At 62.5% G+C, this 26075-nt stretch carries 29 protein-coding genes; 9 read left to right on the top strand and 20 right to left on the bottom strand.

Annotation, left to right across the window (positions count from 1 at the left end; translation table 11 throughout):
* Positions 1–89: 89 nt before the first annotated feature.
* The 10 genes from KVQ74_RS09755 to KVQ74_RS09800 form a co-directional block, all read right to left on the bottom strand.
* On the bottom strand, positions 90–995 hold the full coding sequence (locus KVQ74_RS09755; protein ID WP_217830854.1) for a metal ABC transporter substrate-binding protein: 906 nt from the start codon (positions 993–995) through the stop codon (positions 90–92).
* Positions 996–1895: a metal ABC transporter permease gene (locus KVQ74_RS09760; protein ID WP_217830855.1), complete on the bottom strand. Its 900-nt coding sequence runs from the start codon at positions 1893–1895 to the stop codon at positions 996–998. It abuts the gene before it with no gap.
* Positions 1895–2743, bottom strand: coding sequence for a metal ABC transporter ATP-binding protein (locus KVQ74_RS09765; protein WP_225929924.1), 849 nt, complete (start codon positions 2741–2743; stop codon positions 1895–1897). The genes KVQ74_RS09760 and KVQ74_RS09765 overlap by 1 nt, the downstream gene beginning before the upstream one ends.
* Positions 2740–3669 (bottom strand): metal ABC transporter substrate-binding protein, encoded by a 930-nt coding sequence (locus tag KVQ74_RS09770; RefSeq protein WP_217830856.1) that lies wholly within the window; start codon positions 3667–3669, stop codon positions 2740–2742. The genes KVQ74_RS09765 and KVQ74_RS09770 overlap by 4 nt, the downstream gene beginning before the upstream one ends.
* Before the next feature lie 35 nt (positions 3670–3704).
* Positions 3705–4280 (bottom strand): DUF6162 family protein, encoded by a 576-nt coding sequence (locus KVQ74_RS09775; RefSeq protein WP_217830857.1) that lies wholly within the window; start codon positions 4278–4280, stop codon positions 3705–3707.
* Positions 4277–4612, bottom strand: a complete 336-nt coding sequence (locus KVQ74_RS09780) for a hypothetical protein (RefSeq protein ID WP_217830858.1) — start codon at positions 4610–4612, stop codon at positions 4277–4279. The genes KVQ74_RS09775 and KVQ74_RS09780 overlap by 4 nt, the downstream gene beginning before the upstream one ends.
* Positions 4609–5151 (bottom strand): thiamine pyrophosphate-binding protein, encoded by a 543-nt coding sequence (locus tag KVQ74_RS09785; RefSeq protein WP_217830859.1) that lies wholly within the window; start codon positions 5149–5151, stop codon positions 4609–4611. Before KVQ74_RS09785 ends, KVQ74_RS09780 begins: the two co-directional genes overlap by 4 nt.
* Positions 5148–6347: a PepSY-associated TM helix domain-containing protein gene (locus KVQ74_RS09790; RefSeq protein ID WP_217830860.1), complete on the bottom strand. Its 1200-nt coding sequence runs from the start codon at positions 6345–6347 to the stop codon at positions 5148–5150. Before KVQ74_RS09790 ends, KVQ74_RS09785 begins: the two co-directional genes overlap by 4 nt.
* A gap of 192 nt (positions 6348–6539) precedes the next feature.
* A complete protein-coding gene (locus KVQ74_RS09795; protein ID WP_217830861.1) occupies positions 6540–7415 on the bottom strand; it encodes an alpha/beta fold hydrolase in 876 nt (291 codons plus the stop codon).
* Positions 7416–7642: 227 nt separating this feature from the next.
* On the bottom strand, positions 7643–8101 hold the full coding sequence (locus KVQ74_RS09800; protein ID WP_217830862.1) for a VOC family protein: 459 nt from the start codon (positions 8099–8101) through the stop codon (positions 7643–7645).
* A gap of 277 nt (positions 8102–8378) precedes the next feature.
* On the opposite strand from KVQ74_RS09800, the gene KVQ74_RS09805 reads away from it, so the two are divergent.
* The 3 genes from KVQ74_RS09805 to KVQ74_RS09815 all read left to right on the top strand — a co-directional run bounded on the left by KVQ74_RS09805 (position 8379) and on the right by KVQ74_RS09815 (position 11104).
* Complete coding sequence (locus KVQ74_RS09805; RefSeq protein ID WP_217830863.1) at positions 8379–9593, top strand: SfnB family sulfur acquisition oxidoreductase; 1215 nt, start codon at positions 8379–8381, stop codon at positions 9591–9593.
* 2 nt (positions 9594–9595) lie between these two features.
* Entirely contained in the window at positions 9596–10261 is a 666-nt protein-coding gene (locus tag KVQ74_RS09810; protein ID WP_217830864.1) for a methionine ABC transporter permease, read from the top strand.
* A 72-nt stretch (positions 10262–10333) separates the two neighbouring features.
* Entirely contained in the window at positions 10334–11104 is a 771-nt protein-coding gene (locus tag KVQ74_RS09815) for a MetQ/NlpA family ABC transporter substrate-binding protein (RefSeq protein WP_217830865.1), read from the top strand.
* Between the two features lie 183 nt (positions 11105–11287).
* Here the strand turns inward: KVQ74_RS09815 and soxR are convergent, their stop codons facing one another.
* Complete coding sequence (gene soxR / locus KVQ74_RS09820) at positions 11288–11755, bottom strand: redox-sensitive transcriptional activator SoxR (protein WP_217830866.1); 468 nt, start codon at positions 11753–11755, stop codon at positions 11288–11290.
* A 90-nt stretch (positions 11756–11845) separates the two neighbouring features.
* Here soxR and KVQ74_RS09825 point away from each other — a divergent pair, with 90 nt between their 5' ends.
* Positions 11846–12211, top strand: coding sequence for an antibiotic biosynthesis monooxygenase (locus KVQ74_RS09825; protein WP_217830867.1), 366 nt, complete (start codon positions 11846–11848; stop codon positions 12209–12211).
* Here KVQ74_RS09825 and KVQ74_RS09830 read toward each other — a convergent pair.
* From KVQ74_RS09830 to msuE, 4 genes are all read right to left on the bottom strand, one after another.
* A complete protein-coding gene (locus KVQ74_RS09830; protein WP_217830868.1) occupies positions 12208–13311 on the bottom strand; it encodes a sigma-54 interaction domain-containing protein in 1104 nt (367 codons plus the stop codon). The genes KVQ74_RS09825 and KVQ74_RS09830 overlap by 4 nt on opposite strands.
* Before the next feature lie 23 nt (positions 13312–13334).
* Positions 13335–14522: an acyl-CoA dehydrogenase family protein gene (locus tag KVQ74_RS09835; RefSeq protein ID WP_217830869.1), complete on the bottom strand. Its 1188-nt coding sequence runs from the start codon at positions 14520–14522 to the stop codon at positions 13335–13337.
* Between the two features lie 71 nt (positions 14523–14593).
* Positions 14594–15739, bottom strand: a complete 1146-nt coding sequence (gene ssuD / locus KVQ74_RS09840; RefSeq protein WP_217830870.1) for an FMNH2-dependent alkanesulfonate monooxygenase — start codon at positions 15737–15739, stop codon at positions 14594–14596.
* Between the two features lie 10 nt (positions 15740–15749).
* Positions 15750–16313, bottom strand: a complete 564-nt coding sequence (msuE, locus tag KVQ74_RS09845; RefSeq protein WP_217830871.1) for an FMN reductase — start codon at positions 16311–16313, stop codon at positions 15750–15752.
* A 389-nt stretch (positions 16314–16702) separates the two neighbouring features.
* On the opposite strand from msuE, the gene KVQ74_RS09850 reads away from it, so the two are divergent.
* The 4 genes from KVQ74_RS09850 (at position 16703) to KVQ74_RS09865 (ending at position 20930) form a co-directional block, all read left to right on the top strand.
* The gene (locus KVQ74_RS09850) at positions 16703–16972 is read left to right on the top strand and encodes a hypothetical protein (protein WP_217830872.1); all 270 of its coding nucleotides are present in this window, start codon (positions 16703–16705) and stop codon (positions 16970–16972) included.
* 100 nt (positions 16973–17072) lie between these two features.
* Positions 17073–17687, top strand: a complete 615-nt coding sequence (locus tag KVQ74_RS09855) for a LysE family translocator (protein ID WP_217830873.1) — start codon at positions 17073–17075, stop codon at positions 17685–17687.
* 208 nt (positions 17688–17895) lie between these two features.
* The gene (locus KVQ74_RS09860; RefSeq protein ID WP_217830874.1) at positions 17896–19062 is read left to right on the top strand and encodes an aminotransferase class V-fold PLP-dependent enzyme; all 1167 of its coding nucleotides are present in this window, start codon (positions 17896–17898) and stop codon (positions 19060–19062) included.
* Between the two features lie 59 nt (positions 19063–19121).
* Positions 19122–20930, top strand: a complete 1809-nt coding sequence (locus KVQ74_RS09865; protein WP_217830875.1) for an aminopeptidase P family protein — start codon at positions 19122–19124, stop codon at positions 20928–20930.
* Here KVQ74_RS09865 and KVQ74_RS09870 read toward each other — a convergent pair.
* Positions 20923–21831: a LysR family transcriptional regulator gene (locus tag KVQ74_RS09870; protein ID WP_262148153.1), complete on the bottom strand. Its 909-nt coding sequence runs from the start codon at positions 21829–21831 to the stop codon at positions 20923–20925. The two genes, KVQ74_RS09865 and KVQ74_RS09870, sit on opposite strands and share 8 nt — an antisense overlap.
* A 112-nt stretch (positions 21832–21943) precedes the next feature.
* On the opposite strand from KVQ74_RS09870, the gene KVQ74_RS09875 reads away from it, so the two are divergent.
* A complete protein-coding gene (locus tag KVQ74_RS09875; RefSeq protein WP_217830877.1) occupies positions 21944–22942 on the top strand; it encodes a zinc-dependent alcohol dehydrogenase family protein in 999 nt (332 codons plus the stop codon).
* Here the strand turns inward: KVQ74_RS09875 and KVQ74_RS09880 are convergent.
* The 4 genes from KVQ74_RS09880 to rhtA form a co-directional block, all read right to left on the bottom strand.
* Positions 22939–23529, bottom strand: coding sequence for a 2-hydroxychromene-2-carboxylate isomerase (locus KVQ74_RS09880; protein ID WP_217830878.1), 591 nt, complete (start codon positions 23527–23529; stop codon positions 22939–22941). The genes KVQ74_RS09875 and KVQ74_RS09880 overlap by 4 nt on opposite strands.
* Before the next feature lie 35 nt (positions 23530–23564).
* Positions 23565–24293 carry an SDR family oxidoreductase gene (locus KVQ74_RS09885; protein ID WP_217830879.1) on the bottom strand — a complete coding sequence of 243 codons (729 nt, stop codon included), beginning with the start codon at positions 24291–24293 and terminating at the stop codon, positions 23565–23567.
* A 296-nt stretch (positions 24294–24589) separates the two neighbouring features.
* Positions 24590–24871 carry a hypothetical protein gene (locus KVQ74_RS09890; RefSeq protein WP_217830880.1) on the bottom strand — a complete coding sequence of 94 codons (282 nt, stop codon included), beginning with the start codon at positions 24869–24871 and terminating at the stop codon, positions 24590–24592.
* Between the two features lie 168 nt (positions 24872–25039).
* The gene (gene rhtA / locus KVQ74_RS09895; protein ID WP_217830881.1) at positions 25040–25927 is read right to left on the bottom strand and encodes a threonine/homoserine exporter RhtA; all 888 of its coding nucleotides are present in this window, start codon (positions 25925–25927) and stop codon (positions 25040–25042) included.
* Positions 25928–26075: the final 148 nt, after the last annotated feature.

Here is a 26075-nt window from a genome sequence, read left to right on the forward strand (position 1 = left end):
TGGACCGGTGACGGTCAGCGGGTTTTTTCATGTCCGGGATTTGTGTTGCCTGAGCCGGGCTCGTTGGCGAGCCCGGGATTGCGGTGCAACTAGGCGCCGCTCAAGCCCTTGAGCAGCACATCCACGTTGCCTTCCAGTTCCGCCACCGGGTCTTCGGCATCGGTACTCAACACCAGCAGGCGACTGCCCGATTCGGCAATGGCCGCCTTCACCGCCTCGGAGGGCTGGCGATGATGCAGTACCAGCGCCACGTCGTTGTCCTTGAGGGTCGCCGTCAGTTTTTTCAGATCCTCCGGCGTCCACTCTGCATCCGGGCGCGGGTCCTGGCCGGCCAGCTCCAGATTGAGGCTGCCGATCAGGTAGCCGAAATGATCGCTCAGGCTCATCACGCTCAGATTGTCGGCGCTCGCCAGACGAGCCTCGCTGTCAGCGCTGAGTTTCAGCAGACGCTGTTTCAGCGCCGCCAGGTTGGCCTCGATCTTCGGTTTGTCCTGGGGCGCCAGGCGCACCAGATCCGCCGCCATCACATCGGCCATGCGCCCCATGTTGTTGCTCGCCAGCCACGGTTGGCTGTTCAGGCCATCGACCTTCAACCCCGGCTGCACGGCGATGCCCGGCAGGGCGCCGTCCACCGGGCGGGCAGCGTCGACTTCGACGATGCGGATGTTGCTGCGGCGGGCCATCGGGTACAGCGGATCATCGGCCCACAGCGAGCGCACGCCGATCACCGCATCGGCCTCGTTCGCCAGTTTGCCCAGCGCCGGGGCGCCGCGACCGGTGAAGTAAGCGGATTGCCGACTGCCCGGCAGGCTCGCCGGGGCGGCGCGTTCAAGGTTGACCGTGGTGCCCTTGAGCAGCACTTCACCCAGGCCGTAGGTGATCGGCAACGAGGCCAGCACATGCAGCGGTTTCGCGGTTTCGGCGGCCAGCACCGGGGTGGAGGCCATGCCGCACAGGGCGATGGCCAGGGTCAGTTGGCGCAGTGAAAAAGACATTTATCCTAGATTCCCTTTCAGGCTGGGGACGACGCCCCGGGCAATGGCGGCGAGGGCGAAGGCGATACCGGCGACCAGGATGATCGCGGCGCCGGACGGAATCGGCAGATCGAAGACGATCGGCGCCAGAATCCCGCACAGGGTACTGACCGTGGCGATCAGCACCGCACACCAGAAGAAACCCTTGAGCGACTGGCTGAGCAAACGGGCGGCGGCGGCCGGAATCACCAGCAGGGCGCCGACCAGAATGGCGCCGATGACTTTCACCGCCGCAACGGTGATCAGGGTCACCAGAATCACGAACAGGTAATCCAGCGCCTTCACCGCGACCCCGCGCACGGCCGCCAGTTGCGGGTTGAAACTGGCGAGCATGATGCGGTTGTACAGCGGCAGGGCCAGGGCCATCACCAAGGAGCCGACAATCGCCAGCACCGCCAGATCGTTGCCGTTGACCGTCAGTACCGAGCCGAACAGCACGTTCTCGAGAATGTGTACGTTGATCTTGCCGGCGAGGATCAGCAGCAGACTCGCCCCCAGCGCCAGCGATACCGACAGGAACACCCCGATCAGCGTGTCCGGCGCCAGCCCGGTGCGGTTGCGCAGGTAATTGAGCAGAATGCCGAACAGCAGGCAGTAGCCGAACAGGCTGCCATACGGCCCGGTGTAGGGTTCGCCGAGCAGGATGCCGATGGCGACGCCGGTCAGCGCCGCGTGGCCGACGGCTTCGGAGAAGAATGCAAAGCGCTTGACCACCACCAGCGTGCCAAGACCACCGAGCACCGGGCCGATCAACAGACCGGCGAGCAGCGCGTTGACCACAAAACCGTAGGCCAGGGCTTCCGGCAGATAACCGGAGGAGGCCCAGCCCTGGACCATCAGGCGAAAGGCTTCATAACTCATCAGACAGCGCTCCGTGGATGGGTCGAGAACAGGGTCAGCAGACGTTCCGGGGTCAGCGCTTGTTGTGGCGTGGCATTGAACAGCACGCGGCGGTTGAGGCCGGTGACGCGGTTCGCCAGGCGTCCGACGGCCTCCAGGTCATGCTCGATCCACAGCACGGTGATGCCGGCCGCGCGCCAGTCGCCGAGCAGGCGTTCGAACACCTGGATTCCGGCTTCATCGAGGGCCGACATCGGCTCGTCCAGCACCAGCAGTTGCGGGGCCGGAATCAGGCCCTGGGCGAGCAACACCCGCTGGCGCTCGCCGCCGGACAACGCGCCCATGCGCCGTTTGCGCTTGTCCTGCATGCCGACCCGCTCCAGTGCTTCGCCGATGGCGCCGGCGTAGTGCTTGCTCACGCCGAGGAAGGCCGGACGGCGCTGGCACATGGCGGCCATGAAATCGTCGACGGTCATTGGCAGGCCGCGATCGAATTCCAGTGCTTGCGGCACATAACCGATGGTGCCGGGTTCGCCCGGCCATTTTAGGCTGAGTCGCCCCTGATGCGGCATCTGCCCGAGCAGCGTCTTGATCAGCGAACTCTTGCCGCCGCCGTTGGGGCCGACCAGCGCATGCACGCTGCCGGGCTGTACCTGGAAGGTAACCTTGTCGAGGATTGTGGTGCGGCCAAGGGTCAGGCTGACTTCCGCAAAATCCAGCGTGGGTCCCAGCCCTTGTGGGAGCGGGCTTGCTCGCGAATGCGGTGGTACATCCAGCAAGGCAGGTGACTGGGCAGGCGCCTTCGCGCGCAAGCCCGCTCCCACGGGGGACTCGGCATCCTGAACGACGAGGGTTTCTTTGGAGGTCATGCGCCCGACTCCTGAATGGCCCGCACGACGGTGTTGAGGTTGCCGGTCATTTCCTTTTCGTATTTGTCGGCGGTGTATTCGCCGTAGGAAATGTGCGACAGCGGGTACAGCTTGACCCCGGACTCGCGCTGGATGGTGTCGACGTAGGTCGACGGGAAGTCCATCTCGGAGAAAATCACTTTCACGTCCAGTTCGCGCAACTGGTCGATGGTTTTCTTCAACTGGCTCGGGCTCGGTTCGATGCCGTGGGCCGGTTCGACCACGGCGGTCACTTCCAGGCCGAATTCGCGCAGCAGGTAGTCGTAGGCGGCATGGACCGTGGCGACCCGCAGTTCGGCGTTGGGGGCCTGGGTCAGTTTGGCCAGCGCATCGGCGCGCATCTGCCGCAGGCGTTTGCCGTAGGCGCGGGCGTTCTGGGTGTAGGTCTTGGCGTTGTCCGGGTCGAGCTTGCCCAGTTCCCGGGCAATGTTGTTGACCTGGGCAATCGAGGCGCTGATCGACAGGAACGTGTGCGGGTTGACCACTTTGCCGGCCCCGCGCGCGGCGACCCCGGTGGCGGCCAGCAGTGGCACGTTTTCGTTGGCTTCGATGGTCTTGATGTCTGGCGTTTCGCTGGCGGCGATCATGCGGTCGGCGAAGTCGTCATGGCCGACGCCGTTGAGCACGATCACGTCCAGGCCGCTGATGCGCTTGATGTCTTCGGCGCGAGGCTCGTAGGCATGCGGGTTGAAACCGGCGGGGATCAGCGGCACCACGTCGGCCTTGTCACCGACGATGTTCGCCACATAGCTGTAATACGGATGCAGGGTGATGCCGATGCGCAGGCGTTTGGCCGGATCGGCGCTGACCAGCGGGCTGAGCAGGGATGCGCACAGGCCGATCAGCAGCAGGCGCAGGAAGGAGCGGCGTTGAGATGAGTTGGACATGGGCGAACGGTCTTCTCTCGAATGAGGGCGATGGATCAATGGCGATGTTCGCGGGTCACCCCGGCATCGTATTGCGCGACGATCTGTTTCCAGCCGGCGGCGGACAGCGCGGCATCGGACAGATCCGCAGGCGCTTTCAGGTCGGCGTTGCGGTTGAGCCAGATGTCCGGCCCGGCGTTGGCATCGGCACTCAGGCGCATCACGAACGAACCGGCCACGGCGGGGGCCTGGCTCTGGCCGAAATAAGCGCTTTGAGCGAGCAACTGCCAGGCATGAGCGCCACGGCTCACCGAGCTGGCATCCTGGGCAAACGGTGCGAAGCCTTCATCGGCCAGGTCCTGCGGGGTCGGCAGGTTTTGCTGTTCTTCGCGCAGCAGGCGGATTTCGTCGAGGGTGACCCGCAGGTCGGCATAGATACCTTGCTCGGCGGCGCTGAGGTCGCGGCGGGCGTCGAGTTGATGGCTGGACACCGGCTCCGGCTCATGGGACACCCCGCGCCAGGCCACCACGGAGCCGGCGACCGCGAGAATCAGCAGGCACAGCAGCAGGACATTGAGGGTTTCATGACCGGCACCGGCCGGACGGACGACTTGGGTGGTCGGTGTGCTCATGGCGCTTCGATGTCCGCTTGGTCGATTTCCACCACATGGCCGGGGCCGGCGTCGAACAGCACGTAGAACTCGGCGCCGGGCTTCTTGAAGGTCAGGGTCGAATCGGCGCCGAGCTTGCCCGGTACGAGGATGGTTTCGTCGTAGCCGATCACATCGAGGGTCACCCCCGGTGCGCCGCTGCCGTCGGAGAAACCGCCGGTGCATTTGATCTGTTCGGCGTCGATCGCCTTGCATTCGCACATCGGGTTATGGGCCAGGGCGCTGGCGCTGAAACCGGCGCAGAGCACCAGCAATACGGCGCTCAGGCGCGAAGGGCGCAGGGCAGGGTTCATTGTTTGGCTCCTTGTTTGTTCAGCCAGGCAACCGTCGCGGGGGACGCCTGGCTCAGGGGAATCGAGGCCTGATGCATGCTGCCGTCCCAGCCTTCCATGGTGATCCACAGTTCGGCGTCGGCTTTGGTCTTTTCCGGGACGGGCAACTGTGTGCCCATGCTGTAAGGCGTGCCGAAGAACAGCGAGCCGGCGGCGCGCAGACTGCGTGGCTTGCCGATGCGCAGGTAGGTGGCCTTGACCGGTTCGATACAGGCATCGCAGAGGGCGGCGCTGAAGCCTTTCAGATAGCCGGCGGCACCGTCGGGCTGTGGCGGCAGGTTGCGAAACTCCGCCAGACGCAGGCTCCAGGGGCCGACCTGGACTTCGCCGATCTCGCGCTCGCCCAGACCGCTGTCGCCGCGAAACAGCGCCTGGTCGGAGAAGTATTTGGGCATGAAGCCCAGCGGGATCAGCAACAGCAGGACGTTGATGTGAAAGCGCCATTTGTGCCAGAGCTGACTCAGCCGGGACGGTTGCACCGCCATTGCAGATTTGCTCATGGGTTGACCTCCGACGGCTCGCGGCTGATGACCGGTTGTGCCCTGGCACGGGTTTTCTTGTCTTCGCGCTTGAGGGCGTTGGCGGTGGCCAGCGCGGTGCGTTTGGTCCAGATCAACAGCCCGCTGAGGACCATCATGCTCAGCAGCAGACCGAAGAAGAACCAGATCAGCTTGATCCACAGCCCGCCGAAATCCCCGGTGTGCAGCGGACGCATGGACTCGGTGACGAACTCCAGGGAGGTGCGGTCGGAAAGCAACCGCAGGGCGGCCACTTCACCGCTGTACGGGTTGAGGGTGGCGCTCTGCAGCATCAGTGGATACCAGCCGCGCCCCCGGATGCTCAGGTGGCTGTAGGCGTTGCCCGGCAGGAACAGCGAACTGGCCTCCAGTCCGGGGATGCGTTGTTGCGCCAGTTCGATGGCGCGATCCAGGCCGACCCGTGGCGGTGGCGCGCCATCGGCCGACAGCGGCACGCTTTCGCGGGTCATCGCCGGAATGATCGGCTCACTGGAAATGGAAATGTGGTTATCCGCCAGCAGGGCCTGGATCAGGAACCAGGTACCGGTGATGGAAATCACCGCAATGAACCAGATCGACCAGATGCCGCTCAGGCGATGGAAATCCCCCCAGAAGATCCGCGCGCCGTGGCGCAGGCGCAGGGTCGGGCGCAGGAAGCCTTTCCAGAACCGCTTGTAGACCACCAGCCCGGTGACCAGCGAGGCCAGCATCGGCAAACCGAGGATCGACACCAGATACCAGCCCCAGCTGTAGCCGTTGGTGAAGGGCACCAGCCACCAGCCATGCAGCGCGCGGGTGAAGGCGCTGAAATCGAAGTCCGGCGCGGTGCCCTGGATTTTTCCGGTGTACGGGTTGACGTAGATCGTCGATGAGCGCCCGTCGGGGTGGTTGACGCCCACCTCCAGCGCAAAGTGAGCTTCGTCGGGACGACTGATGCGGTCGACGAGCAGTTGCGGTTCGGCCTGTCTGATCGCGGTGAGGATCTGGTCGTAACCCAGGCGCGGCGCATCGTCCGATGGCGCGCTGGCGCGGGTTTGCGGATTTGCCAGCCAGACGATTTCCTGGCTGACCACCGCCAGGGTGCCGGTGACGCAGACGATCAGGACAAAGAACCAGATCGGCAATGCCAGCCAGCTATGCACCAGGAACCACAGTTTCGAGCGGGATTTCTTCGACATGATTGAACGTCTTGATTCAGAGAAAGGGCTCGCGGCTACGGGCTTCGCAGCGCAGGAGTCCTGAAAGGGCCGGTCGTGGCTTTTGCCTACGCGACCGGCCCGCATCTCTATAAGACGGATGACCGAAGCAAATCCCGATAAAGGATATGAAAGTAAATGTTTCGCGACTGCCTTTGGGGGAGCGGTGCGGGATCAGCGCAAAAAGGGCAGCGCTTCGGCCAGCAACAGCTCAGGCACTTCCTCGGCAATGTAATGCCCCGAAGGCAACGCCTGGCCGCGCACATCCCCGGCCACCTGACGCCACTCCTTGAGCGGATCGAAACAGCGTCCGACCGTGCCTTCGGCGCCCCACAGTACCAGCAGCGGCAGGGTCAGATGACGGTTGGCCGCGATGTCGGCGCGGTCGTGTTCCAGATCGATGCCGGCGCTGGCGCGGTAATCCTCGCAGATCCCCCGGGCGCTGCCCGGCCGTTCGAGGCAGCGCAGGTACTCGCCGAATGCCTCGTCGGTGAACGGCTTGAGCCCGGCGCTGCGGCTGCCCATCACGCTGCGCAGGTAGGCTTCGGGATCGGCCTCGATCAGGGTTTCCGGCAGTGGTGCCGGGCGGATCAGGAAAAACCAGTGCCAGTAGGCACGGGCGAAGGCTTCGTTGGTCTGGGCGTACATCGCCAGGGTCGGCGCGATGTCCAGCAGCACCATGCGCTGTACCTCCGCCGGATGGTCGAGGGCCAGGCGATGGGCGACCCGGGCGCCACGGTCGTGGGCGAGGATCGAAAACTGTTCGAAGCCCAGGGCTTTCATCAATTCCACGCCGTCACGGGCCATTTCACGCTTCGAATAGTTGCCGTGCTGCTCATCCGCCGGCGGCCGGCCGCTGTCGCCATACCCGCGCAGGTCAGCGGCGACCACGGTGAAATGTTCGGCCAGTTGCCCGGCGATCTTGTGCCAGATGACGTGAGTCTGCGGGTGCCCGTGCAACAGCAGCAGGCCCGGGCCGCTGCCGCCGAGGCGATAGGCGATGTCCACGCCGTTGACGTGACGCTGGTCTTTGCGAAATCCGGCAAACATCGGGCTGATCCTTTTTCAGGGGGGTTCTAGTGAGCTGCATCCTGAAAGCGCCCGGCGTTCATGACAAGGCGTGAAGTGTGGTGCGGTTGTTCATGAAGTGTGTAGAACCCATCACGTTCACAGCCTGTTCGGGCGCCTTCGCGGGCAAGCCCACTCCCCCAAAAGCAACGCATTCCACTGTGGGAGCGGGCTCGCCCGCGAATACGCGCGTTCAGACCCTGAAAATCTCAACCCTGCTGAAACATCTCCCGCGCCCGCTGCTCGATCTGCTCCTGCGTCAGATCCTCCTTGCGCGTGGCAAGAAACCACAGGTGCCCATACGGATCCTTCAACGTCCCGCTGCGGTCGCCATAAAACTGATCCTTGACCTCCGACACCGTGGTGGCCCCGGCGTCGAGGGCGCGCTGGAAGGATTTATCGACATCGGTCACGTACAGATGCAAGCCGACCGACACTTTATTGTCCGGGTTGCTCAACGGTCCCTGGTCGCACGGCGAGCCGAGCATGATCGCGCAGTCGCCGATGCGCAGCTCGGCGTGGCCGATGCCGCCGTCGGGCATGGCCAGGCGCATGACTTCGGTGGCACCGAAGGCTTTCTTGTAGAAGTCGATGGCCTCGGCGGCCTTATGGATGCCGAGATACGGGGTAATGCTGTGATACCCCTCGGGAATGGGTTTGACGCTCATGACGTTCTCCCTGCTTTTTATTATGCAAACGATGATGGACGGTCTGGCGTGACCAGATGTCCGGTCGGTCAACTATAGGCCTCTGGTGCCGCCCCGACCGACTCCCCGACGAGCAGTCCTGGCACTGTTCAGCCATCGACAGTGAAGCAACAGAATGCCCGGCTCCAGGCGTCGTGGATCACTCGGAAATCCTCTGAAAGCCAGGAAGTATGCGGGCTCACAGGACGGGCACAGAAGCTGCAATACCTGGGTACAACACCGATACCGAGAGTCTTGCATGTCTGAATCTGCCGTTTATCCGATCAACCCGCCGTCCGCCCACCGGATCGCCGACGACGCCGAAGCCTTGCGCGTGGCGGTTCAGGTCGCCGCCGTTTTGCAGGAGCACACCGGCGAACGTGACCGCAACCGCGAAGTGCCGGCCGAGATCGTCGATCTGTATTCCAACAGCGGCCTGTGGGGCATCAGCGTGCCGAAAGAGTTTGGCGGCGCGCAGGTGTCCTACGCGGTGCTGGCGCAGGTGATCGCGATCATTTCCGCCGCCGATCCGTCCCTCGGGCAAATCCCGCAAAACCACTATTGCCTGCTCGAAGACATCCGCCTGCAAGGCACCCCCGCGCAGCAGGCGCACTTTTTCCAGCTGGCGCTGCAAGGCCATCGCTTCGCCAATGCGCTGTCGGAAACCGGTGGCAAGAACGTGCAGGACATTCAGGCGACCATTCGCCGTTATGGCGACGGCTACGTCATCAACGGGCGCAAGGGTTACTGCACCGGTTCGCTCTACGCGCACTGGCTGGCGGTGCTGGCGCTGGACGAGGAGCAGAAGGGCCAGCTGGCGTTCGTCGAGCGCGGCACCCAGGGCCTGGTGATCGTCGATGACTGGGACAGCATCGGCCAGCGCACCACGTCCAGCGGCACGGTGCTGGCGGAGAATCTGCAAGTGGCGCCGTTCAATCTGTTCCCCACTTACCGCTCCTATGAAAGCCCGACCCTGGCCGGGCCGTTCGCTCAGTTGACCACCGCCGCCATCGACGCCGGCATCGCCCGGGCCGCGCTGCGCGATACGGTCGAATTCGTCCGTCAGTTCGCCCGGCCATGGATCGATGCCGGGGTGGACAAGGCCAGCGAAGATCCGCTGACGATCATTCAGATCGGCGCTCTGGAAATTCGGCTGGAGGCTGCCGAAGCCTTGCTCGAACGGGCCGGCCGGGCGCTGGATGCCGCGCGTCCGGCGCCGGATGAAGACAATGTCGCCCTCGCATCCCTGGCCGTGGCCAAGGCGAAAGTGCTGACCACGGAAATCGCCATCGAGGCCAGCAACAAACTGTTCGAACTCGGCGGCACGCGCTCGACCCTGAAAAAACACAACTTCGACCGTCACTGGCGCAACGCCCGGGTGCATACCCTGCATGACCCGGTGCGCTGGAAGTACCACGTCGTCGGCAACTGGCTGCTCAACGGCATCAAGCCGCCGCGCCACGACTGGTCGTGATCATGGCCGACTGGTTCAAGCACATTTACTGGGCCGACATCGCCCGGGCCTGCCTCGACACCTTGAGCATGCTCGGCGCCGCGCTGCTGTTCACGGTGCTTCTGGGATTGCCTCTGGGGCTGCTGCTGTTTCTCACCGGCAAACGCCAGTTGCATGAGGCGGTCGGCGTGTATCGGGTGTTGTCGGTGATCGTGAACATGCTGCGTTCGCTGCCGTTCATCATTTTGCTGATCGTGCTGATTCCGCTGACCACGTTGCTGGTCGGCACTTCGCTGGGCGTGCCGGGCACCATTCCGCCGCTGGTGGTGGGTTGCACGCCGTTCTTCGCGCGCCTGGTGGAAACCGCGCTGCGCGAAGTCGATCGCGGCGTGGTCGAGGCGACCCAGGCCATGGGCGCCAACAGCTGGCAGATCATCCGCCACACGCTGTTGCCGGAGGCCCGGGGCGGGTTGCTGGCGGCGGTGACCGTGACGGCCATCGTGCTGGTGGATTACACGGCGATGGCCGGCGTGATCGGTGGCGGCGGACTCGGCGATCTGGCGATCCGCTACGGCTATCAACGGTTCCAGACCGACGTGATGGTGGTCACCGTGGTGTTGCTGCTGATTCTGGTGCAGGCCCTGCAAGTGACCGGTGACCGTCTGGTGGTGCGCTACAGCCGCCGTTGAAAAAACATTCAACAACCACAAGGCCCCACGTCCACCCCACGACGGCCATTGATATCTGCCTTGGAGCACAACATGAAAAAGACCCTGGCCGTACTGGCCGCCATCCTCTCGATGGGCGCCCACGCCAACGAAAAACTCACCGTCGGCGCCACGCCGGTGCCACACGCGGAAATCCTCGAGTTCGTCAAACCGACCCTGGCCAAGGAAGGCGTGGATCTGGACATCAAGGTGTTCACCGACTTCATTCAGCCCAACCAGCAACTGGCGCTGAAAAATCTCGACGCCAACTATTACCAGTACCGTCCGTTTCTCGATGACTTCAACAAGACCCGCCATACCGATCTGGTGCCGGTGGTCGGCGTACACATCGAGCCGTTCGGCGCCTACTCGACCAAAATCAAGAACATCTCGGAGCTCAAGGACGGCGCCAGCGTGTCGATTCCCAACGATCCGGTGAACACCGGTCGTGCCCTGGTGCTGTTGCACGAGGCCGGGCTGATCAAGCTCAAGGACCCGAGCAACACCCTCGCCACCCAGCGCGACATCGTGGAAAGCCCCAGACACCTGAAAATCCGTGAGCTGGAAGGTGCGCTGCTGGCGCGTTCGGTGAGCCAGGTGGATCTGGCGTTCGTGTTCGCCAATTACGCGCTGGAAGCCGGGATCAACACCAACAGCGCGTTGATCGTCGAGAAGGGCAAGAGCCTGTACATCGAGTTCCTCGTGGCGCGGCCGGACAACATCAATGATCCGGGCGTGCAGAAACTGGCCAAGGCGTTGAACTCCGATGAGGTGCGGCAGTTCATCCTGACTCGCTACAAGGGGCAGATTGCGCCAGGGTTCTGATTCCTGCGGCAACCGGAGCGGCCCCTTCGCGGGAGAGGCATGGCCCAGACAATTGCTCCCACAGATTTCCTGTGGGAGCAATTGCCTGGGTGATCTCATTCGGTCGCCTTCGTGGGCAAGCCCACTCCCACAACAGCAACTCCTTTCAATGTGGAAGCGGGCTTGTCTGCGAAGGCCCCGCCGCTATTTCGGATCGGCACCCGCCTCAAGAAAATGCGCCCCCGGCCCTTTCTCGCCCAGCACATCGCCCTGATTGCGCAGCGGGCATGCCTCCATCGACAGGCAGCCACAGCCGATGCAGCCATTGAGCCGGTCGCGCAACAACATCAATTGACTGATCCGCTCATCCAGTTCCCGACTCCACTTTTCCGACAGCACCTTCCAGTCCGCCGCTGTCGGCGCACGGTTGTCCGGCAACTGCTTGAGCGCCTCGCCAATCTCCGCCAGCGGAATGCCCAGCCGTTGAGCTACTTTGATCAACGCCACTCGCCGCAGCACTTCCCGTGGATAGCGTCGCTGGTTGCCGGCGTTGCGCTGGCTCTTGATCAAACCCTTGGCTTCATAGAAGTGCAGAGCGGTGACCGCGACGCCGCTGCGGGCCGCGACTTCGCCGACGGTCAGTTGCTTGTGCACATTTTCCGCGCTGATCATTTGCAAATTGCCCCTTGACCTCTGGTTAACTCGAGGTTTTACCCTGCAGGCCTTCGAATCGCAAGATTCGCCTGACCGAGTGGGGACGTCATGCAAGCACCCGTGAAAAACAGCAGCTTCAGCCAACTGATCGAATTCGAGATCCAGCCCAGCCAGCAACCGGCCCTGGTTTCTGCCCTGTCGGTGCAGGCCGAACACCTCGCCCAGCGTTATCCCGGTTTTGTCAGCGCCAGCGTCCAGGCCAGCGACGATGGCCGGCGGGTGCTGAGCTTTCTGCAATGGCGGTCCCGCGAGGCGGGGGAGGCGGCGTTTCAGAGTTTTGAAAGCGGCGAACAGGATTTCTGGCAGTTGATCCGCGCCCATCAGGCCCGAACGGTGACCTTCGGTTCATTCCAGGTGCTGTCCAGCATCGCCCGCAGTCACGACGATGGTTTGCACTGCCAATTGGTCGGCTAGATCGACAACTGGATCAGCCGCTCGCCTTGCAGGTTTTCCGTGGCGCGCCGCTTGTTCACCGCCAACTCGCCGATCTTGATCAGGCGGGTGCGGGTGACGTTGCGGCTCAGGCCGAGCAGGGCGGCGGTGTGAACCTGGTTGTAGTGGCAAAAGCGATAGGCGGAACGCAACAGCGCGTCCTCGACCTTTTCGTGCAGTGCGCCGGCCTGTTGTTCGAAAAGTTTATGGAAGGCCCGTTCCAGCAGCGCTTCCGGTGAGTCGTCGGCGGTTGTCTGCTGATCGTCGGGACGGTCGATGCGCAGGTTCGACAGGCGCAGGTCGTCACGCTCGATCACCCCGTTGCGGCAAATCAGCAGGGTGTGATGGATGACGTTTTCCAGTTCGCGAATGTTGCCCGGCCAACCGTAGCCACGCAGCTTGTGTTCGGCACCGGGGCTGATGGTGACGCGGCCATAACCCAGGCGCTGGCTGTAGGCTTCGATGAAGTGCCGGGTCAGCGGCAGGATGTCGCCGGGGCGCTCGCGCAGCGGACTCAGATCCAGATTGACCACGTTCACCCGGTAATACAGATCCTCGCGGAAATGCCCGGCATTGATGGCTTTCTCCAGTTGCACGTTGGTCGCCGCCAGCACCCGCACATCGATGGGAATGCTCTTGCGCGAACCGAGGCGCACCACTTCGCGCTCCTGCAACACCCGCAGCAGTTTCACCTGGATCGCCATCGGCAAATCGCCGATCTCATCGAGAAACAGCGTGCCGCCATCCGCTTCCTCGAACCAGCCGGCCTTGGCGCTGAGGGCACCGGTGAAGGCGCCTTTTTCATGGCCGAACAGTTCTGCTTCCACCAGCGATTCGGAGAATGCGCCGCAGTTGACCGCGATGAACGGGCGGTTGCGGCGGTTGCTGAGGTTATGGATATGCCGCGCCACCAGCTCTTTGCCGGTGCCGGTCTCACCGATAATCAGCACGCTGGCTTCACTCGGTGCCACCTGTTGCAAATGCGCGAGCAACGCCTGGGATTTCGGATCTTCGAAGACCTGGGCAGTGGCCCGGATCGATGTGGCCAAGGCCGGTGAAGGCGGTAGGGTCAGCAGTTGCATGGGGCTCGCTCCACGAAAGGAAATCAGGAATAGAACGTCGGTACGGGCAGGGACTGATTCAGCGCCCAGTCGCCCAGCTCATGGAGTTTGTAATCCAGCGGGTCGTGCAGGGTTTGCGTGCGCAGGTTGCGCCAGTGCCGGTCCAGGCGCAGGGACGCGTGGGTCGCGCGGGCGCCGGTGACGTCGAACAGCCGGCTGCACAATTCCAGGCCCTGACGACTGGCCGCGACTTTGGCCGTGGCGATTGCCGTGGCCAGGTGCCCGCGCTCCTCGGCGCTGAGGTTCGGGCCTTTGGCCCAGGCCTCATCGAGCAGCCCGGCGGCGCGCTCAACCAGCAGACGAATGCCTTCCAGCGCAACCCAGAAGTCGCCGTAGTGGGCCAGCACATACGGGTCTTCGCGCACGTCCCGGGCCGAGGATTTGTGCCACACACGGGTTTCACCGAGGGTGTATTGCCGCGCCTCTTCGAAGGCACCTTCGGCGATCCCGAGAAACATGTGAGTGAACGTCAGTTGCGCGATCAATGGCCGCAAACAGGCGAACGGAGTGCTCAGCGGACCCGGATCGAGCAGCAATTCCGATTCTTCGACACGTACCCGTTCGAACGTGGCGCTGCCGCTGTCGGTCTGGCGCTGACCGATGTTGTTCCAGTCGTTGTGCAGCGTGATGCCGCTGCGTCCGCTGGGGATCGCGGCGATCAACAGTTTGCCGCCGTTGCTTTCGTCCACTGCCGAGGCGATCAGCATCTGCGAGTCGCTGGCGCCGGAGCAGAAGCTTTTCTTGCCGGAGAACTCGCGCCAGCCGCCCAGGTCCTTGACCACGGTGCGGGTGTCCAGCGGATTGAGGGCGTTGCCCCAGAACCAGTTCTGCCGCGCGGTCTGCTCGAACCACGGCTGCCATTGTTCGGGACGGGAAAACAGGCGCACGGTGGCGAGCATCAGATGATGAAAGCCAAAGACGTGGGCGATCGAGCTGTCGACCTTGGCGAACTCGCGCACGATCTCCAGGGTTTCGCTCCAGCGTGCGCCGAGGCCGCCGTAGCGGGTGGGAATGCTCAGGGCCAGCAGGCCGCTGTCGCGCAGGGCGTCACGCTCGGCTTTCGGCGTACCACCGCGCTCATCGCGCTCGACGGCGGTCAGGGCAAACTCGGCGGCCAGTTGCCGGGCGGTCTGCAAGGGAGAGATCGGGGTGCTTTGCGGTTTGGCGGTCACGCGGTGTTCCTTTTGCAGTCGACGCTGTTCCGGCGGTGGGAGCAAACCGGCTCCCACACAGGGAGAACGGGTCAGGCCGTGGCTTTGGCGGGCAGGACATCGTTGGCAATCATTTCGCCAAACGGCCCCGTCAGGTTGGTCACGCCGCGTCCGGCCAGGCTCGCGTAAGGCTCGGGCAGCAGCGGGAACACCAGCTCGGCAAAGCGGTAAGCCTCTTCCAGATGCGGGTAACCGGAGAAAATGAAGCTGTCGATCCCGAGGTCCGCGTACTCCTTGATCCGCGCCGCCACTTGCTGCGGATCACCGACCAGCGCCGTACCGGCCCCGCCGCGCACCAGGCCGACACCGGCCCACAGGTTGGGCGCGATTTCCAGGTTGTCGCGGCGCCCGTCGTGCAGGGCGGCCATGCGGCGCTGGCCTTCGGAATCGAAGCGCGAGAAGGATTTCTGCGCAGCCTCGATGGTTTCGTCGCTGATGTGTTCGATCAGTTTGTCCGCCGCTTTCCAGGCTTCTTCGGCGGTTTCGCGCACGATCACATGCAGGCGGATACCGAATTTCACCTTGCGTCCATGGCGCGCCGCGCGTTCACGCACGTCGGCCAGTTTTTCGGCGACGGCGGCCGGTGGCTCGCCCCACGTCAGGTACACGTCGACCTGCTCGGCGGCCAGGTCATGGGCGGCGTCGGAGGAACCGCCGAAGTACAGCGGCGGGTAGGGTTTCTGCACTGGCGGATACAGCGCCTTGGCGTTCTGCACCTTCAGGTGTTTGCCCTCGAAATCCACCGCTTCGCCTTGCAGCACCCGGCGCCAGATCTTGAGGAATTCGTCGGTGACTTCGTAGCGCTCGCTGTGACTGAGGAAACTGCCGTCACCACGGTTTTCGTCCGGGTCGCCGCCGGTCACGACGTTGATCAGCAGACGGCCATTGGACAGCCGATCGAGGGTCGCGGCCATCCGCGCCGAAACGGTCGGCGAGATGATCCCCGGACGGATCGCCACCAGATAGCGCAGGCGTTCGGTTAGCGGCACCAGCGCCGAAGCGATCACCCAGGAGTCTTCGCAGGAGCGTCCGGTGGGAATCAGTACGCCGTGATAGCCAAGGCTGTCGGCGGCCTGGGCCACTTGTTTCAGATAGTTGAGGGTGACCGGGCGCGCGCCTTGTGTGGTGCCCAGATAGTGGCCGTCGCCGTGGGTCGGCAGGAACCAGAAAACATCCATGAACAGCTCCTCAGGCGATTTTCAGCAAAGGTTTGATGTGTGTGCCGAACAGTGGCGCGGCGCGCTCGGCGGCCAGACGGATGCGCGCTTTGAGCGGCTCGCTGGTGATCTGGTAATCGGCGAAGTCGGCTTCGGTGGCGTACACGCCGATCGGCAGGGTCACTGCCTGGAAGAAACTGAACAGCGGACGCAACTGGTGATCGAGCACCAGCGCATGGCGCTCGCTGCCACCGGTGGCCGCGAGCAGCACCGGGGTGTCGATCAGCGCATTGAGGTCGATCAGGTCGAACAGGTGCTTGAGCAGGCCGGGGTAGGAGCCGCGATACACCGGAGCCGCGACGATCAGCAGATCGGCCTGTTCGATGGCTTGCAGTTCGGCTTCGATTTCTGCCGGCAGCTCCTGACGGGAGAGGGCGGCGCCGAGTGGACGGGCGATGTCGCCGAGTTCGATCAGATGGCTCTCGAGCGGCAAGTGCCCGGCCAGTTCGCTCAGCAGGGCTTGGGTCAGCACCAAGGTGCGGGACGGACGCCAGGTGCCGCCGGACAGGGCGACGACTTTCAATGGACGCGACATGTTCAGTTCCTTTTTCAACAGTTGCTCAGCGAGCAGTGAGTAGTCACCGGGCCAGAGCAAGCGCTGTACCAATTCCTGGAAGGCCCGCATTCCGGGGCTTTGGGCGTTCGGCGCAACCACGCGGCTGTGATATTCGGGCCGCTTTGTTGAATCGCTGTTGTCAGCGCAACAGTTGCTGGAGCAACAGTTGCGAACGGCATGAGGATTTTATAAAGGCTGTCTGTTATTCCGTAAAAGATTGTTAATTGATATTGATAGATCGTTTTGAGATATGTGGCGCAAGTGTGCGCCAATCCTGATAGCCACTATTGAGAGCGTTGATTTCTGCCCGCGCGTGCCCCGGCGTAGCCTTTCTCCATCGACCAACACCGCTCGCCAGGACGCTCCCCATGAATCGTTTACTGACTGTTTCCCTGATGCTCGCCGTTTCCGTACTCGCCGGTTGTGCGAGTCATGTTTCCCCCGAACTGCGCCCTTACACGGCGGAAGAAACCCGCGAACTGGCCCTTGAGTCGCTGAATCGTCGGGGCTTGTCATTCGAGGAATACCACGCGAAAAAAGCCGAATTGCTCGGCCAGCCACAGAAGACGTTCGGTTTTGACAAGCAGGGTGAAATGAGCGCTGAACGTGCCGTACAGCTGCACGGTCGTCCGAGCTGACTGGCGACTGTACCGGTCGAAGTTTCTCCCAACTGTCCGTGGGTTTGCCTGGCGGTGTGCGATAGGGTCAACACCTGAATGACCTGACGGACCGCCACCCATGCACCTCTCGCTCGATCTGCTGTTGGGCTTTGCCCTGTTTGCCCTTGTCACCTCGATTACGCCGGGCCCCAACAACACTATGTTGCTGGCATCGGGGGTGAACTTCGGCTTTAACCGCACCATCCCCCATATGCTCGGCATTACCTGCGGCTTCTTCGTGCTGGTGGTGGCGGTGGGTTTCGGTCTCGGCGCGGTGTTCCAGACTTACCCGATTCTCTACACGGTGCTGCGCTACGTCGGCGCGGCGTATCTGTTGTATCTGGCGTGGAAAATCGCCCACTCGGGACCGGTCAGCGACAGTCAGCAAAGCGAGGCCAGACCGATCAGCTATCTGGGCGCGGCGGCGTTCCAGTGGGTCAATCCCAAGGCGTGGATCATGGCCATCGGCGCCATCAGTACCTACACGCCGATGCAGGGGTATTTCACCAACGTGGTGGTGATCGCGGCGGTGTTCGCCCTCATCAATCTGCCGAGCGTCGGCGTCTGGGCGGCGTGCGGCACGCTGTTGCGCAATGTGCTCAAAGAGCGGCGCTGGCTGCGGGTGTTCAACTGGGGGATGGCGGCGCTGCTGGTGATTTCGCTGTATCCGTTGCTGCTAGAAAGCTTTAGCTGACGCATCGCTTCAACCGCCGGGCCGATGCCTGTTAAAGTCGCGTTCAGGAGCGTTCCTACGCACTTTTAAATGAAGCCCTACTTCTTTAACGGCATCCGATCAGGTATTGATGACGCTCTCCGAACCCCGGCGCGGCCCACAAGGCTGCGCTGTGTCGTTTGCAGACACGAGCCTCCTGATCCCGGAACACGCTCTGCGAGTCTTTTTTATGAACAAACGTCCGCTGTATTTCGATTACGCCGCCACCACACCCGTCGACGAGCGGGTCATCCAGGTGATGGTCGAGTGTCTGGGGTTCGATGGTAATTTCGGCAACCCCGCTTCTAGCGCCCATGCGTTCGGCCAGCAGGCCCGGCAAACGGTCGAGCAGGCCCGCCGGCAAGTCGCCGAACTGGTCGGCGCACAGCCCGGGCAGATCGTCTGGACCTCCGGCGCCACCGAATCCAACAACCTCGCGCTCAAGGGCGTGGCCCAGGCGCGCGGCGTGTCCGGCGGCCACATCATCACCAGCCAGATCGAACACAAAGCCATCCTCGATACCGCCCGGCAATTGCAGGATGCAGGCACCGCCGTGACCTATCTGGTGCCGGACGCCGACGGGCTGATCACCGCGCAGGCGGTCAGCGAGGCGATGCGCGATGACACCTTCCTGGTGTCGCTGATGCTGGTCAACAACGAGCTCGGCACGGTCAACGACATCCCGGCCATCGGCGAAGTGGTGCGCAGCCGTGGCGCGCTGTTCCACGTCGATGCGGCGCAGGGCGCCGGCAAGGTCGCGATCGACCTGGCGCAATGGCCGGTGGACCTGATGTCGTTCTCGGCGCACAAACTCTACGGTCCCAAAGGCATCGGCGCACTGTATGTCGGCCCGCGCGCGCAGCAGCGTTTGCAGGCGCAGATTCACGGTGGCGGTCACGAGGGCGGCTTGCGTTCCGGCACGCTGGCGACCCATCAGATCGCGGCCATGGGCGCGGCGTTTGCCCTGGCGGCAGCGGTGTTCGACGAGGAAAAAAACAGCATCGTCGAGTTGCGTTCGCGGTTGCTGGAACAACTGCTGAGCTTGCCTGGCGTGCACCTCAATGGCAGCGCCGATCAGCGCATCCCGCACACCTTGAGCCTGACCTTCAGCGAAGGTGAATTCAATCCGGCGGCGCTGAGCCATTCCATCGCGTTTTCCGCGACATCGGCCTGCAATTCCGCGAGCAATACGCCGTCCCATGTCCTGCTGGCACTGGGGCATGACGCACGCCTGGCGGGTCGTACCATCCGCCTGAGCCTCGGTCGTTTCACCAGCGCCGAGGACATCGAACAGGCTGTGCAATTGATCAAGACCGCCTGCGCCAGCGCTCCGGCATTCTGGGCGACAGGCTTATAAACAGCGCCGAACGTGATCGGCACCGAACAATAACGATGAAGTGGTTAGCAGGAGACATCATGAGTACCCAGACTTTGACCGAAGGATCGGTTCCCCAGCGCCTGGCGCAGACCCGTGAACTGATGCGCCGCGAAGGCATTCATGCGTTGTTGGTGCCGTCCGCCGACCCGCACCTGTCGGAATACCTGCCGGGTTACTGGCAGGGACGGCAATGGCTGTCGGGTTTCCACGGCTCGGTCGGTACTTTGATTGTCACGACCGATTTCGCCGGGGTCTGGGCCGACAGCCGTTACTGGGAGCAGGCGACCAAGGAACTCAAGGGCAGCGGCATCGAACTGGTGAAGCTGCAGCCGGGGCAACCGAGCCCGCTGGACTGGCTGGCCGAGCAGACCCCTGAAGGGGGCGTGGTGGCCGTTGATGGCGCTGTGATGGCCGTGGCTTCGGCGCGAACGTTGGGCAGCAAGCTCGAAGCGCGTGGCGCTCGCCTGCGTACCGACATCGACCTGCTGAATGAAGTCTGGAGCGATCGCCCGGCCCTGCCGAATGCGCCGATCTATCAACACCTGCCGCCCCAGGCCACCGTCAGCCGTGGCGAGAAACTCGCCAAGCTGCGGGAAACCCTGCAAGAGCGCGGCGCGGACTGGCATTTCATCGCCACCCTCGACGACATCGCCTGGCTGTTCAACCTGCGCGGCGGCGACGTGTCGTTCAACCCGGTGTTCGTTTCCTTCGCCCTGATCAACCAGCAACAGGCCACGCTGTTTGTCGCTTTGAGCAAGGTTGATGCGCAACTGCGCGCAGTGCTGGAACAGGACGGCGTGACCCTGCGTGATTACAGCGAAGTGGCCGAGGCCCTGCGCGCGGTGCCGGCGGGCACGAGCTTGCTGGTGGATCCGGCGCGGGTTACCAGCGGCCTGCTGGATAACCTCGACGGTGACGTGAAACTGGTCGAGGGGCTGAACCCGACGACGCTGGCCAAATCGCAAAAGAGCCTGGCCGACGCCGAGCACATCCGTCAGGCGATGGAGCAGGACGGCGCGGCGCTTTGCGAGTTCTTCGCCTGGCTGGAGTCGGCCTGGGGTCATGAGCGCATCACCGAACTGACCATCGACGAGAAACTCACCGCTGCCCGGGAGCGTCGTCCGGATTATGTGTCGTTGAGTTTCAACACCATCGCCGCGTTCAACGCCAACGGCGCGATGCCGCACTATCACGCTACCGAGGAAGAGCATGCGGTCATCGAGGGTGATGGTCTGCTGCTGATCGACTCGGGCGGCCAGTACCTGGGCGGCACCACTGACATCACCCGGATGGTGCCGGTCGGCACGCCGACGGCGGAACAGAAACGTGATTGCACCCGCGTATTGAAAGGCGTGATCGCGCTGTCGCGGGCGCAGTTTCCGAAAGGCATTCTGTCGCCGCTGCTCGACGCCATCGCCCGTGCGCCGATCTGGGCCGAGAGCGTGGACTACGGCCATGGCACCGGCCACGGCGTCGGCTACTTCCTTAACGTTCACGAAGGTCCGCAAGTGATCGCCTATCAGGCGGCACCTGCACCGCAAACCGCGATGCAACCGGGCATGATCACGTCCATCGAGCCGGGCACCTATCGTCCGGGTCGCTGGGGTGTGCGCATCGAAAACCTGGCCATGAACCGCGAGGCCGGCAGCAGCGAGTTTGGTGAGTTCCTCAAGTTCGAAACCCTGACCCTGTGCCCGATCGACACTCGCTGCCTGGAAGCGTCGCTGCTGACCCAGGAAGAGAAAGTGTGGTTCAACGGCTATCACGCCGAAGTGCGCGAACGCCTGAGCCCGTTGCTCGACGGCGCAGCGCTGGAGTGGCTGATCACCCGCACGGCCGCTATCTGATCGGCGACAACTCGGGCGCTGCGTTCAGCGCCTGAGTCATGTAGTCGACAAACGCGTTGACCCTGGCGGACTGACGACGGTTCGCCGGGGAAACCGCGTGTATCGGCAGCGATTGCGTCTGGTAATCCTGCAATAGCGCGATCACGCGTCCCGCCTTTATGTCCTCGCTGAACAGCCACACCGGCGACAGCGCGATACCCAATCCCCCCAGCACCATTTCGCGGATCGCCTCGGAATTGTTGCTTTGTGCGTTGCCCTGGATGCGCACTTCCTCGACCTGTCCGTCACGTTCGTACGTCCACAGGTTCTGGGTGTTCAACAGATTGAATTGCAGGCAGTTATGGCGACGCAGATCCTGTGGCTGTTGCGGCTGGCCGTGAGTCTTCAGGTAGGCCGGTGCGGCGACCGTGATCCGATGGGTGACGCCAATGTGCCGGGCAATCAGGCCGCTGTCATTCAACTCGCCGATACGCAGGCTGACGTCCAGGCCTTCGCTCACCAACTCCTGATTCTGGTCGCTCAATTGCAGATCGATCTGCACTTGCGGATAGCGCGCCAGAAATCCCGGCAGTCTTGGCGCGATCTGCATGCGTCCGAAACTGACTGAGGAACCAATGCGCAGGGAACCGGCGACGGTCTCCCGGCCGGATTGGAAACTCAGCTCGGCGGCATCCACGGCCGCGAGGATATTTCGGCATTCGTTGTAGTACCGCTGACCTTCGTCGGTCAGCGACAGCTTGCGCGTACTGCGGGCAATCAGCTTGCCGCCCAATCTGGCTTCGAGCGCACGCAGCACTTTGCTGATGGTCGGCTGGGTGGTTTGCAGCTCCCGGGCCACCGCCGAAAAACTGCCACGCTCGACCACCCGGACGAAGATTGTCATTGCGTTGAGTGTGTCCACGAAGCGCCTCATTCATTCCAGATAAGCATGAGGACTATAGCTATTCGGCGTCTTATCGGCATGGTTCGACTGCAGGAAGATGGCTTCACTCTCTCTGACAGGATTTGCCGAAATGACTGACTCACTGAACATGCTTGCGCTGATGGTCGACACACCCGACGGCCCATTACGCTTGGTTTCTCTTCAACGTCCTGTTCCAGGGCCGGGTCAGGTACTGGTGCGGATCAAGGCCAGTGGCGTGAATCCGTTGGATATCAAGATCCGCGCGGGGCAGGCCGCCCATGCCCGGCAACCGTTGCCGGCGGTGCTGGGGCTGGATCTGGCGGGTGTGGTCGAGGTGTTGGGTGAAGGTGTGGAGGGCTGGAGGGCAGGCGATGAGGTGTACGCATTGGCGACCGGAATCGCCGGCAAGCAAGGCTCACTGGCCGAATATGCAGTGGTCGATGCGCGGTTGCTGGCGCGTAAGCCTGCCAATCTCGACATGCGAGCGGCGGCGAGCCTGCCACTGGTGCTGATTACCGCATGGGAGGGATTGGTGGATCGGGCTCGCGTCGGTGCCGGGCAAAAGGTCCTGATTCAAGGTGGTGCGGGTGGGGTTGGACAGGTGGCGGTGCAACTGGCCCAGGCATTCGGTGCGCAGGTGTTTGCGACAGGCTCTGCCGGGCAGCGCTCGATCATCGAGGCGGGCGGCGCAACGTTCATTGATTATCGGGAGACGCCAGTTGAGGACTATGTCGACAGGTTCACGGCGGGGGAGGGATTCGACATCGTTTATGACACGGTCGGGGGCGAGACGCTGGACGCTTCGTTTAAAGCCGCGCGGCTGTACGGCGGGCATGTGATCAGTTGTCTGGGGTGGGGACAACACAGCCTGGCGCCGTTGTCGTTTCGGGCGGCGACCTATTCGGGGGTGTTTACGTTGTTGCCATTGTTGACCGGCAAGGGCTGCGAGCAGCACGGCGAGATTTTGCGTCAGGCGGCGGCCCTGATCGAAGCCGGACGCTTGCGACCGCTGCTTGACCCGCGTCGGTTCACGCTGGAAACCGCCGGGCAGGCCCATGAGCTGCTCAAGAGCAAGGCAGCTCAGGGCCGGGTGGTTGTCGAGATCTAACGCAGAGCCTCTTCAACGAAGTCGAGTCGATCCTGACCGAAGAACAACTGGTTATCGATGAACATGCTCGGAGCACCGAAAACGCCGCGTTTAACGGCGGTTTCGGTATTTTCCTTGAGCGCGGTCTTGACGGTTTCATCGTTGCTCAGGGCAAGCACTTCATCGGGATTGAAGCCGTGCTCGCTCAGCACCGTCGCCACTGTCGCCGGTTCGTCCAGGCTGCGACCGTCGACCCACAGCGCATCGAACAGGCAGTCGGTGAACGCCAGGAAACGATCCGGGTGGTGTAACTGCATGCCGGTGATGGCGCGCATCAATATCAGGGTGTTGATCGGAAAATGCGGGTTGAACTTCAGTGGGACGCCATAGCGTTTCGCGTAGCGGTCGAGATCCTGAAACATGTAGCGTCCCTTGGCCGGAATCATCGCCGGTGAGGCGTTGCCGGTAGCTTTGAACACCCCACCGAGCAGCATCGGCATGTAGATCAGCCGGGCGCCGGTGTCGGCGCAGATTTTTGGCAGTTGGGTGTAGGCCAGATAAGAGGCCGGGCTGCCGACGTCGAAGTAGAACTCCACGGTTTTGCTCATGTATGCAGCACTCTGTTCTTGTTATTCGGGGGACATTACCAGCGTTCGTTCCATGGGCGCAGATCCAGCTCGAAGGTCCAGGCGTCCCGTGGCTGGCTGTGCAGATACCAGTAGTTTTCGGCGATGTGCTTCGGGTCGAGGATGCCATCCTGATCCTTGGTTGCATACTTGTCGGGGAAGTTGTCGCGGATGAAGTCGGTATCGATGGCACCGTCAACCACGATGTGCGCGACATGGATGTTCATCGGGCCAAGCTCTCTGGCCATGCTTTGCGCCAGCGCGCGGATACCGTGCTTGGCGCCGGCAAAAGCGGCGAAACCGGCAGCGCCGCGCAGTCCGGCGGTGGCTCCGGTGAACAGGATGGTGCCGCGCTTGCGGGTGACCATGCGCTTGGCGACTTCCCGTGCATTGAGAAAACCGGAGAAGCAGGCCATTTCCCAGATCTTGAAATACTTGCGTGCAGTTTCTTCGAGGATGCTGCAAGGCACGTTGGCGCCGATGTTGAAGACGAACGCTTCAATTGGCCCGAGACGGGTTTCGATGTCTTCGATCAGGGCCACCACGTCTTCTTCCTTGCGGGCATCGCAAGCGAATCCGTGGGCTTGCCCGCCGTCGGCCTGAATCGAATCGACCAGCGGCTGCAATTTATCGCCACTGCGCCGCGTGACGCAGGTGATGAATTCCTCCCTGGCAAAGCGCCGGGCGATGGCGCCACCCGTAGCATCGCCAGCACCAACAACCAATACGACCTTCTTGTTATTCATGGGTAATCCCTTTGGTGAATGATCGTTAAGTGAACGAACGTTATGTCAGGATTTCACCAGCGTCAAGGCAATGGATTGGAGTGGCGGGAATGTGATCGATTGAAGCCCTGTCTTGAAGCAGCCGGAGTCCGCCTGTGAAGGGAGACGGGATTGTCGGAGGCGTTGGCAGAAGACGTTATGGATTTTCCGCGTTCGGAAAAGTTGGGCGAGGACATTCAAGAGCGACAGCCTTGCCTGGGCAATTCTGTCGCAATATATCGAGCGTCAGCGAGGGCGCGAGTGGTTGCGGTGCCGGGCTACTTGCAGATGACGATCATGCTGCGACTGGTGTAACCGGCGGGGTTCAGACCGAACGGATAATCGCCAGGTTCTTCCACGGCATCGCCTGATTTGGCAATGACCTTATAGCCTTTTGGGGCGCAGGAATTGGCGGCGCTGGTGTAGCACTTGTCCCAGGAGGATGAGAGCCCCGAGCAGTTGATGTGCAGCCCTTTCTTGCCATGCTTCACTTGGGTTTTCGACGTCGCCGCACACCCTGTGACTGCCAGTATGGCGATCAATACCAAAATTCGTTTCATTACAGTCCTTATGGCGGCCTCGAGTCTGACGCTCGGGTCTGCCTGTATTCGCTCGCGCTTTGGCGTACTGACTATCCCTATCCGAAAAAATCCATGCCTGGCACTGGGTTACGAGGCTAAACATGGCCTAAATGAACGCCAATTGCCAGACCTTCGTCAAATCCCTTCTCAATCCGCCGCAATGGCGGGCTTCGCAGCCCCACTCATGGTCAGGGTGGCACCAACCGAGGCAAGGATAATGCACAGGATCGCCATCCATTGTGACAAGGAAAGGTATTCCTGCAGGAACAACAAACCTGACAGTGCGCCGATTGCCGGCTCGATACTCATCAACGTGCCGAAGGTGCGGGTTGGCATGCGAGTGAGAGCGACCATTTCCAGGGTGTAGGGCAGGGCGGTGGAAAGAATGGCGACGCCAATGGCGACCGGAATCAACGCGGGGGTCAGCAGCGCTGCGCCGGCATGGAAGATACCTATGGGCGCAACGAAGAGCGCCGCGATCATGACGCCCAGCGCCGCTGTCGTTACGCCGTTGTCGGCACCGGCCTTCTGGCCGAACAGAATATAAAGTGCCCAGCAAACTCCAGCGCCCAGTGCATAGCTGGCACCTGTGAGGTCGAGGCCGGCAGTCGTTGCTCCTGTCGGTATCAATAACAGAAGACCGACGGCAGCCAGTGCAATCCAGAGAAAGTCGATGGCACGGCGGGAAGAATAAATGGCAACGGCGAGGGGACCGGTGAACTCCAGCGCGACGGCAATCCCGAGCGGGATAGTTTGCAGTGACATATAGAAGAGGAAGTTCATGCCCCCCAGCGCCATTCCGTAGACGATCACTGTACGTAATGACCTGGCCGTCAGCTTGGCTCGCCACGGGCGCAGCAATATCAGCATGATCACACTGGCAAATACCAGGCGCAGTGTTGTTGTCCCTTGGGCGCCGACCACGGGGAACATGCTTTTGGCCAGGGACGCTCCAGACTGAATGGATGCCATGGCTATTAATAGCAGGCCAACCGGAAACAGGATTGAGGCAAGGCTGCGGGGTTGGTCATTCATGGGGCGGTGTCATCCGAAAGGGTGTCGAGAGATTGTGTTTTGGAATGGGCAATATACTGCGCATTCATTGTCGGCGCGTCTATAAAGAAGAGGGCTTTTTACTGGTCGTGATAGAAAAGTGAAATTAACGGTTGACGGCAGATTCAGG

The organism is Pseudomonas botevensis, from assembly GCF_019145475.1.
Taxonomy (GTDB): domain Bacteria; phylum Pseudomonadota; class Gammaproteobacteria; order Pseudomonadales; family Pseudomonadaceae; genus Aquipseudomonas; species Aquipseudomonas botevensis.

What these genes read in the sequence shown, in the direction of transcription:
- ssuD (WP_217830870.1), bottom strand. Translation starts at nt 15,739, where the DNA reads ATGGATGTTTTCTGGTTCCTGCCGACCCACGGCGACGGCCACTATCTG.
- KVQ74_RS09790 (WP_217830860.1), bottom strand. Translation starts at nt 6,347, where the DNA reads ATGTCGAAGAAATCCCGCTCGAAACTGTGGTTCCTGGTGCATAGCTGG.
- KVQ74_RS09765 (WP_225929924.1), bottom strand. Translation starts at nt 2,743, where the DNA reads ATGACCTCCAAAGAAACCCTCGTCGTTCAGGATGCCGAGTCCCCCGTG.
- soxR (WP_217830866.1), bottom strand. Translation starts at nt 11,755, where the DNA reads ATGATCAGCGCGGAAAATGTGCACAAGCAACTGACCGTCGGCGAAGTC.
- KVQ74_RS09855 (WP_217830873.1), top strand. Translation starts at nt 17,073, where the DNA reads ATGCACCTCTCGCTCGATCTGCTGTTGGGCTTTGCCCTGTTTGCCCTT.
- KVQ74_RS09780 (WP_217830858.1), bottom strand. Translation starts at nt 4,612, where the DNA reads ATGAACCCTGCCCTGCGCCCTTCGCGCCTGAGCGCCGTATTGCTGGTG.
- KVQ74_RS09865 (WP_217830875.1), top strand. Translation starts at nt 19,122, where the DNA reads ATGAGTACCCAGACTTTGACCGAAGGATCGGTTCCCCAGCGCCTGGCG.
- KVQ74_RS09805 (WP_217830863.1), top strand. Translation starts at nt 8,379, where the DNA reads ATGTCTGAATCTGCCGTTTATCCGATCAACCCGCCGTCCGCCCACCGG.
- msuE (WP_217830871.1), bottom strand. Translation starts at nt 16,313, where the DNA reads ATGTCGCGTCCATTGAAAGTCGTCGCCCTGTCCGGCGGCACCTGGCGT.
- KVQ74_RS09770 (WP_217830856.1), bottom strand. Translation starts at nt 3,669, where the DNA reads ATGTCCAACTCATCTCAACGCCGCTCCTTCCTGCGCCTGCTGCTGATC.
- KVQ74_RS09795 (WP_217830861.1), bottom strand. Translation starts at nt 7,415, where the DNA reads ATGTTTGCCGGATTTCGCAAAGACCAGCGTCACGTCAACGGCGTGGAC.
- KVQ74_RS09880 (WP_217830878.1), bottom strand. Translation starts at nt 23,529, where the DNA reads ATGAGCAAAACCGTGGAGTTCTACTTCGACGTCGGCAGCCCGGCCTCT.
- KVQ74_RS09890 (WP_217830880.1), bottom strand. Translation starts at nt 24,871, where the DNA reads ATGAAACGAATTTTGGTATTGATCGCCATACTGGCAGTCACAGGGTGT.
- KVQ74_RS09875 (WP_217830877.1), top strand. Translation starts at nt 21,944, where the DNA reads ATGACTGACTCACTGAACATGCTTGCGCTGATGGTCGACACACCCGAC.
- KVQ74_RS09830 (WP_217830868.1), bottom strand. Translation starts at nt 13,311, where the DNA reads ATGCAACTGCTGACCCTACCGCCTTCACCGGCCTTGGCCACATCGATC.
- KVQ74_RS09810 (WP_217830864.1), top strand. Translation starts at nt 9,596, where the DNA reads ATGGCCGACTGGTTCAAGCACATTTACTGGGCCGACATCGCCCGGGCC.
- KVQ74_RS09755 (WP_217830854.1), bottom strand. Translation starts at nt 995, where the DNA reads ATGTCTTTTTCACTGCGCCAACTGACCCTGGCCATCGCCCTGTGCGGC.
- rhtA (WP_217830881.1), bottom strand. Translation starts at nt 25,927, where the DNA reads ATGAATGACCAACCCCGCAGCCTTGCCTCAATCCTGTTTCCGGTTGGC.
- KVQ74_RS09850 (WP_217830872.1), top strand. Translation starts at nt 16,703, where the DNA reads ATGAATCGTTTACTGACTGTTTCCCTGATGCTCGCCGTTTCCGTACTC.
- KVQ74_RS09860 (WP_217830874.1), top strand. Translation starts at nt 17,896, where the DNA reads ATGAACAAACGTCCGCTGTATTTCGATTACGCCGCCACCACACCCGTC.
- KVQ74_RS09815 (WP_217830865.1), top strand. Translation starts at nt 10,334, where the DNA reads ATGAAAAAGACCCTGGCCGTACTGGCCGCCATCCTCTCGATGGGCGCC.
- KVQ74_RS09775 (WP_217830857.1), bottom strand. Translation starts at nt 4,280, where the DNA reads ATGAGCACACCGACCACCCAAGTCGTCCGTCCGGCCGGTGCCGGTCAT.
- KVQ74_RS09760 (WP_217830855.1), bottom strand. Translation starts at nt 1,895, where the DNA reads ATGAGTTATGAAGCCTTTCGCCTGATGGTCCAGGGCTGGGCCTCCTCC.
- KVQ74_RS09885 (WP_217830879.1), bottom strand. Translation starts at nt 24,293, where the DNA reads ATGAATAACAAGAAGGTCGTATTGGTTGTTGGTGCTGGCGATGCTACG.
- KVQ74_RS09800 (WP_217830862.1), bottom strand. Translation starts at nt 8,101, where the DNA reads ATGAGCGTCAAACCCATTCCCGAGGGGTATCACAGCATTACCCCGTAT.
- KVQ74_RS09785 (WP_217830859.1), bottom strand. Translation starts at nt 5,151, where the DNA reads ATGAGCAAATCTGCAATGGCGGTGCAACCGTCCCGGCTGAGTCAGCTC.
- KVQ74_RS09825 (WP_217830867.1), top strand. Translation starts at nt 11,846, where the DNA reads ATGCAAGCACCCGTGAAAAACAGCAGCTTCAGCCAACTGATCGAATTC.